The sequence below is a fragment of the Gordonia asplenii genome, assembly GCF_012933505.1.
Classification (GTDB): Bacteria; Actinomycetota; Actinomycetes; order Mycobacteriales; family Mycobacteriaceae; genus Gordonia; species Gordonia asplenii.
This window is the reverse complement of the sequence record NZ_JABBNB010000002.1, coordinates 18,538-27,209: the sequence shown is the minus strand read 5'-3', so window position 1 is coordinate 27,209 and position 8,672 is coordinate 18,538. Positions and strand designations below refer to the sequence as shown.

General features: G+C 68.3%; 1 protein-coding gene. It reads right to left on the bottom strand.

Features of this window, described 5'->3' with window-relative positions:
- Positions 1–65: 65 nt before the first annotated feature.
- Positions 66–8,042 carry a non-ribosomal peptide synthetase gene (locus HH308_RS02490; RefSeq protein ID WP_312870297.1) on the bottom strand — a complete coding sequence of 2,659 codons (7,977 nt, stop codon included), beginning with the start codon at positions 8,040–8,042 and terminating at the stop codon, positions 66–68.
- Positions 8,043–8,672 lie beyond the last annotated feature (630 nt).

Sequence of the window (8,672 nt, the reverse complement as noted above, 5' to 3'; positions counted from 1 at the left end):
GAAAGATCTTGCCCCTATTAGTCGTCAGTCGTTATTCGTCAGTCGTAAATAACCAGTATGAGCGGTTAGAAATCAGTGTGAGCGGCCAATGCGGTTTGGGCGTTGGACCGGATGTCCTCGAGCGCCTCGCCGAGCTTCGCGGGTCCCTCCGCCGCCAGCCCCGGGACCAGGCTCATCAGCGCCGTCACCAGCGCCGAGTCCGGATCGGGCAGCGCGACCGACATGGCGGCCGTCATCGCAGCCAGCGACGCGAACGTCACCCCCGCATCACCGCCGACGGCGATCGCCTCGGCCGCCGATTCCGCGGCGGCCGCGATCAGCTGGGGCAGCGGCCGCGCAACCTCGCCCTCGCCCGCCACCGCGGTGAGGTCGGCCGCGGTCGAGATCGAGACGTCGCCGACCACGATCTGCGGATCGTCGGTGATCTGCTCGAGTACCCGCAGATAGCGCTGCGCGTAGGTCTCGACCGTGTCGTGATCGAAAAGGTCTGTGGCATAGAGGAATTCGCCACGCATCGGCTGGCCCGCGCCGGTACTGCCCAGGTCCGCCGGATCATTGGGATACAGCGTCAGCTGCAGGTCGACCTTCGCCGCGATCAGCTGTTCGGAGAGCGCGGAGATGGTCAACTCGCCGAGTGACACCCGTGGGAACTCGAGGTTCTGGAACCAGAACATCGCCTGGAACACCGGATTGACCGCCGATGTGCGCGGAATCCCGAGCACCGCGGTGATCGCCTCGAACGCGACGTCGGTGTTGGCCATGTCGGCCAGGTCGTCGGCACGGACCCGCGCGAGCAGCCCGGCGAAGTCCTCACCGGGACGCAGCACGGTCCGCAACGCGAGACTGTTGACGAACATGCCGATCACGTCGTCGAGCGCCGGATCGCTGCGGCCGACATACGGGGTGCCGATCACCACGTCGGTGGTACCCGCCAGGCGGCCGAGCAGAATCGCATAGGCCGCCTGAGTGACCATGAACAGTGTCGAATTATGTTCGTGCGCAATGCTTTCCAGCTTACGCACGATGTCGACGGGGATCTCGAAGCCCACCGCACCACCGGCGAAACTCGGCGCGGGCGGCCGCGGCCGATCGGTCGGCAGCGACAGCAGTTCCGGTGCACCGGCGAGCCGGCGCGCCCAATAGTCGAGCTGACGACGTTCCTCGGCGACGCCCGTCGAGTCGCTCTCCGCGAGGCGTTCGGCCTGCCACAGCGTGAAATCGGCGTACTGGACGCGCAGCGGCGCCCAGGCGGGCCGCAGGCCGGCCGCGCGAGCGGCGTAGGCGGTCATCAGATCCCGGCCCAGCGGAGCCATCGACGCGCCGTCGGCGCTGATGTGGTGCACGACCAGCACCACGACGTGGTCGGTCGCCGACACCCGCAGCACCGCCAACCGGACCGGCGCCTCGACAGTGACGTCGAATCCGGCGCCGGTGACCTCCCGGATCGCCTGCTCGAGCGACCCGCGAACCGGTACCGGGTCGACCGTGAGGCGGTTCAGGACCGCGGCCGGTGTGCCGATCAACTGCGACGGTTCCCCGTTGATCATCGGGTAGCTGGTGCGCAGCGACTCGTGCCGCCCGACCAGATCGCCGATCGCCGATCGCAGCGCGCCCAGGTCGAGCGCGCCTTCGAGCCGTAGCGCGAGCGCGATGTTGTAGGCGGGCGACGTCGGGTCGGCGCGGTTGAGCAGCCACATGCCGCGCTGCACGCCGGACACCGGGACCACTTCCGCGCGGGCGCGCGGACCCAGCGGGACGACGACGTGACCCGCCATCATCCCGGCGACGTGCTCGGCCAACTTGGCGACGGTGGGTGCCTCGAACAGATCCGCGACCGGCACCTGCCGGTTGATCGCCACACCGATGCGCGCGGTCACCTTGGTCGCCGACAGCGAGTTGCCCCCCAAATCGAAGAAGCTCTCGGTGACGCTCACCGCGTCCACGCCGAGGACCTGCGCGAAGATGTCGGCGACGACCGATTCCATCTGCGTGCGCGGCGCGACGAACGCCTGCGACGAACCGAAGTCGGTCGGCGGCAGACTCGTTCGGTCGACCTTGCCGACCGCGGTGTAGGTGAACTCGTCGAGAATCGTGATCGCTCGCGGCACCAGGAACGACGGCACCCGGCCGGCGACGAAGTCGGCCAGCTCCTCGGAGTCCAGTACCGCGCCGTCGACCAGCGTCACATAGGAGACGAGCACCAGGTCACCGGTGGGCCCCGGCACGCCGAGACTCAGCGCGTTGGCGACGTCGGAATGCCCCAGCAGCACGCCGTCGAGCTCGCCCGGCTCGATTCGCTGACCGCGGATCTTCAGCTGGAAGTCGTTGCGGCCGAAGTAGGTCAACCGGCCGTCGGCGCCCACCGTGACCCGGTCACCGGTCCGGTAGAGACGTTCCCCCGACCCGAACGGGTCGGCGACGAATCGGTCGGCGGTGAGGTCGGTGCGGTGGAGGTAGCCGAGCCCCACCTGGGCCGAGCGGACATACAGTTCACCCTGCACCCCCGGCGCCACCGGCTGCAGACTCCGATCGAGGACCAGGGCATCGACGCCCGGCGCGGGCCGCCCGATCGTCACCTCGGCGTCGACTGCGAAGGGGCCGTCGGAGGTCACCCAGACGGTGGCCTCGGTCGGTCCGTAGGCGTTGAAGACCTGCCGGTTGTGCGACGCCCAGCGGCGCACGAGTTCGGGCGGCAGGGTGTCACCGCCGCAGACCACGGTCTGCAGCGTCGGTACGTTGACCGGATCGATCGTCGCCAGCGTGCCCGGGGTGAGGAAGGCGTGTGTCACGCGGTGCTCGGCGACGAACAGTTCCAGGTCGCGTCCGGCGAAGGTGTCGAAATCGGCGACGGCGATGGTTGCTCCCGCACCCCACGCCAGTGCGAGCTCCAGCACGGTCGCGTCGAAGCTCGGTGACGCGACGTGCAGCACCCGTGAGCGGGAATCGGTGCCGAAGGCGGTGACCGTGTTGCGGGCGAAATCGGCGAGTCCCCGGCGAGCCACGGCGGCCGCCTTCGGTTTGCCCGTCGAACCCGACGTGTACAGCAGGTAGGCGAGGTCGTCGGGCCGGGCCGGACGAATCCAGTCCCGCTCGGTGATCGGCCGGCCGCTGTGACCCGCGAGCTGCAACTCGGCCCACTCACTGTCGAGTACCAGCCAGTCCACGTCGTCGCCCAGGTCGGCGACGTCGGCGGTCGTCACACCGATCACCGCACCGGAGTCGACGATCATCGTCTGCTTGCGCTGCGCGGGGTGGCGCGGATCGATGAGCACGAAGGCGGCACCGGTGGCGGCGACCGCGGCCAGCGCGATGACCGAGTGATGCGACCGCGCGATGCTCACCGCGACGACGTCCCCGGGACCCACCCGCCGGTCGATCAGCTCCCGCGCGACCTGATTGACCCGCGCCGAGAAGACGCTGAGGCTGATCGAGTCCGCACCGGTGATCACCGCGGCCGACGGATCCACGTCGCGATAGCCGTCGACGATGACCTCGTGGAAGCCCACCGACCGGCCGCCGTTTCCGAGCGCGCGCGACGGCGCGTGCTCCGGCTGGTCGACGATGTCGAGGCGACCGAGCGTCTGCTGCGGATCGGCGACCATCGCGTCGATCACCCGCGCGAAGTAGCCGGCGATCGCAGCGACCGTCGACTCGTCGAAAAGGTCTGCGGCATAGCAGAATTCGAGGTCGATACGGTCACCGGAGGCATCCTGGGTCTCGACCGCTCCCACCGCCAGATCGTATTTCGCGACCGGCACCCGGGCGTCGATCAAGCCGATGGCGTCGGTGTCGCCGAAGGCGTCCGACGCATCGCGATGCAGGCTCAGGCTCACCTGGAACAGCGGACTGTGCGACCGGGACCGCGGCGGTGCGACGGCGTCGACCACCTGCTCGAACGGGATCTGGGAATGCTCGAGGGCGGCCGTACGGATGCGATGGGCCGCGGCGATCGCCGTGCGGACGGTGTCCCACTGCGTGAAGCCCGTGCGTAGGACCACCGTGTTGACGAACATACCGACCAGGTCGGCGGTCTCCGGCTCGTCGCGACCGGCGATGGGCGTGCCGATCGCGATGTCGTCGGTGTCGGTCAGTCTGCTCAGCACGACCGCCAGCGCGGCGTGCAGAATCGTGAAGGTGGTGACACCGAGATTCGCGGCCAGTGCGCGGATCTTCGTCACGGTCGGCGGGGTGAGCGCGGTGTCGACGAATCCGCCGCGGCCGGATTGCACCCGCGGACGTGGCCGGTCGGTGGGGAGCATCAGTGCCTCGGGCAGACCGTCGAGGGCACCGACCCAGTAGTCGATCTCGGCCGACAGCCGCGACGACGGGTCGTCGGCGTCGCCGAGGACTCTGCGCTGCCAGATCGCGTAATCCGCGTACTGGATCGGCAGCGGATCCCATGCGGGCGCCAGTCCACCGAGCCGGGCCCAATAGGCGGCGAGCAGACTCGAGATCAGTGGCCGCAGCGACGCACCGTCGGCGCTGATGTGATGCAGATTCAACAGCAGCACGTGCTCGCCGCCGGACCGGAACAACGTGGCCCGCACCGGAATCTCGCTGGTCAGGTCGAAACCGATCATCGACTGCGCGGCGATCGCCGCGGGCAGATCCGCCGGGTCGACGTCGTCGACCTCCAGCGCGAACTGCGCACGCACCTCGTCGACCGGCGAGATCTCCTGGGTCGGCTCACCGTCGACCGCCGGGAATCGGGTCCGCAGCGTCTCATGCCGCTCGACGACGTCGATCACCGCGGCCCGCAGGGCGTCGAGGTCGACATCGGGGCCGATACGCACGGCGCCGGGCATGTTGTAGGTGGCCGCCGCCGGGTCCATCCGGTTGATGAACCAGAGTCGGGTCTGGGCGTAGGCGACCGGGATCGGCGTCGGCCGCACGACCGGCCGCAGCGGAAGACGCTCGCCGAGCGGGGTGGCCCCGGCCATCCGGACCGCGAGTTCGGCGACGTCGACGCTCTCGAAGATGTCGTTGAGCGACACCTCCAGCGACAGTTCGTTGCGGATCCGGGCGGCCAGCCGGGCCGCCGACAGGGAGTCCGCACCGAGGGCGAAGATGTTGTCGCGCATGCCGATTCGCTCGGTGTCGAGCAGTTCTGACAGGATGCGCACCAGCGCGCTCTCGGCGTCGGTGGCCGGTGCGACGTACTCGACGTCGGCGATCGGCGCGATGACCGGAGCAGGCAGTGCCGCACGGTCGAGTTTTCCCGACGCGTTCACCGGGAACTGCTCCAGCACGACGACGGCCGAGGGCACCATGTAGCGGGGCAGCTGTCGGCGGCACCACTGCATGAGCCGGTCGACCAGTTGCGGATCGGCGGCGTCGTCGGCTCCGGTGCGCACGTAGGCGACTATCGACGGGGAGCCCCCGTCGGTGCGCACCACCGCGACGGCGTTGTCGGCGCTGCCCTCGGCGAGCAGTGCCGCCTCGATTTCGCCCAGTTCGACGCGCTGGCCGCGGATCTTCACCTGGAAGTCGGACCGGCCCAGGTAGTCGAGGTCGCCGTTGGCGTTCCACCGCACCAGGTCGCCGGTGCGATACATGCGTCCGCCGACGCCGAACGGGTCGGCGACGAAACGTTCCGCGGTCAGCGACTGCTGGCCCAGGTAGCCGTCGGCCAACTGCACACCCGCCAGGTACAGCTCACCGACGACCCCGACCGGCACCGGGCGCAGCCGCGGATCGAGCACATAGGTAGACGTGTTGGGTACCGGCGCACCGATCGGAATACTGGTCTCCGCACCGGTCACCGAGTACTCGGTGACCTCGACCGCTGCTTCGGTCGGGCCGTACATGTTGATGAGCGCGGCGTCGGATCCGCCGACCACCCGGTGCGCCAACGGCGTCGGCAGCCCCTCGCCGGAAGTGAACACGCGGCGCACCGACGACGGCAGTGTGGGCGTACCCGGCGCCACGGCGTCGACGAACACGTCGAGCATGCTGGGGACGAAATGCACGTTGGTGACGCCCCGACTCACGATCAGCCTGCGCAGATAGTCGGGGTCGCGATGGCCGCCGGCGCGGGCGATGACCAGCCGGGCGCCGACCTGCAGCGGCCAGAACAACTCCCACACCGACACGTCGAAGGTGAACGGCGTCTTGTAGAGCACCACGTCGGCGGGGCTGATCGGATGGTGCGCCTGCATCCAGGCGAGCCGGTTGGCGACGGCGCGCACCGACACCTCGACGCCCTTGGGCACGCCGGTGGAGCCGGAGGTGAAGATCGTGTAGGCGCTGCGTCCGCGTCCCGCCGGCGTGATCGCCGGAGCCACGAATTCGCCTGGCACACTGGAGAATCCGATTCCGTCGAGATAGGCCTGATCCACGACCAGGCGGGGCTGGGCGGTAGTCAGGACCGCGGTGCGACGCACCGACGGCGCCGTCGGATCCAGCGGCACGTACGCCGCCCCGAGAGTCAGCACGGCGTAGATCGCGACCAGTTGCCCGATGCCGCGGTCGAGTTCGACGGCGACGTGGTCGTCGGCGCGGACACCGTCGCGGAACAGCTGCGCGGCGAGCGCGCGCCGCAACTCGTCGAACTGCGCGTAGGTCCACTGCGCATCGTCGTCGACGACGGCGACGGCGCCCGGGTCGGCCACCACCCGCGCGACGAACATCTCGACGAGGCTGACCGCCGACCATTCGCCGGGCTCCCACTGCCGGACCGGTCCGCTACGCAGTCGACGCAGTTCGTCGGGCTCGCCGTCGAGCAGCAGATCGATGTCGCCGACGCCCGCGTCGAGGTCGTCGAGCATCGTCTCGACGAACTGCATGAACCGCCGATGATGGGTCTCCATCTCGGCGTGGGTGTAGAGGTGCGGGTTGCCGTGCAGGTCGACGACCAGCGGGGCGTCGGGGAATGCCTGATAGAGGTTGACCAGCAGGTCTTCGAGGAGTCCCGAGGTCAGAATCCGGTATTCCACCTCGGCGCCGTCGATCTTGATCGCCTCGTCGAAGAACACCATGTTGATCCGCGGCCCGAACCCGTAGGTGGCCCCGTCCAGCCCGGCGTCGCGCTTGATGTCGTCGGAGCGGTAGCGCTGATGGCGCAGGGCGCCGGTCAATTCCAGTTGTGCGTCGGCGATGAGGTCACGCGCGCTGCGCTTGGTCACCTCACGCAGCCGGATGGGCAGGATGTTGGACACCATGCCCGCCGACCGCTTGATCAGCGCGGTGGCGCGGCCGGTGACCGGCAGGCTGAGCACGATGTCGTCGGTGCCGGTCATCCGGGCGAGGAAGGCCCCGAACGCGGCGGTCAGCAGTACGGCCAGCGACGAGTTGCACTGTTTGGCGGTCTCTTCCAGGCGGCGCTGCAGCGCCGGGTCGAGCCGCTCGGAGACCACGACGTTGTCCAGCACGACCGGCGCATTCGCCGACATGTGCGACAGGGTGACGCGTTCGGGCAGGTCTCGAACCCGGGAGAGCCAGTGCTCGCGGTCGGTCTCGCGTCGGCTGCTGGTCTGGTAGGCCTCCTCGTAGGACACCAGTTGCGCCATCGTCGCAGGTGCCTTCTCGACCGGCTGCGCACCGCGGCGCAATGCGTTGTAGCGGTCGACGGTGCGGCGCATGATGGCCAGCGCGGCATACCCGTCGAGGATGATGTGGTGGCAGCGGTTGTACCAGAACGTCCGATCGTCGGCGACGCGGATGAACGCGATGACGATGAACTGCCCGTCGATCAGGTCGACCGGATGGCGGTAGTCGGCTTGCATCCATTCGATCGCGGCGGCGATCGGATCGGCTTTCGCGCGGAAGTCGAGCAGATCGACATGCTGATCGAAGTCGACGTCGACGTACTGCATGGGCACGCCGTCGACCTCGGTGAGACGGACGAAGGGGGATTCGATGAGCTTGCCGGTGTCTTCGCAGCATTCGACGAAGAGGTCGAAATCGAGTCCGTCGGGCTCGTGCTTGATGTCGACGTACTGGGCGATGTTGACCGAGTAGTCATCGGAGAGGTTCTCCGCGAACCACATTCCTCGCTGCGCGGGCGTCAGCGGGAGGATGTCTTTCCCATCGCCTGCTGTCACTTGCTCGTTCGCCCCAACCATCGACTACAACCTTCCATTGCGGCCCCGCAGCCACCGACGTACTCTGCCTTACTCGCGGCGCCCGGACATCTCAGGCGCCATACCGAACTTCGGTAGGTCATGTCAGTTACTCCAAGGACGTTCCTGCAGGGTCGATCTAACGGCAGTAACCCGCCGCGTAAGTATTTCGCAAGAAGTCTATTGCACGTTACTGATGGGGCTACTTTCACCGAACTCGGCATTGACATGCGGCAACGCGTATGACAGTACAGTCCACCACCGATGCCCGACGGTTCGGCGCCGCGACCGGGGGCGCAGGTCATCCGAACGGACGAACTTCGCAATCGACGGACCGGCCGGTGGCGTCGTTACCGCTGCGTAACCTTCCGGACCGACTCGACGATAGGCAAATCGACCAACCGCGCATCGGGCAGGTCCCATCACCTGGCCGTGCGCACAAGTATGCTTTCGGAAAAGTCGCCGATTCCGGTTTCCCTAGACGTCAGGAGCGCCATGCCCGAGGCCAGTGCCCGCATGCCCGACGCCGCGTCGACCGTCCGTCAGCCCGCTGACGGCGCCGATTCGGTAGTTGCGCAGCTAGCTCTGTGGCGCGCCGACAACGAACGGTCG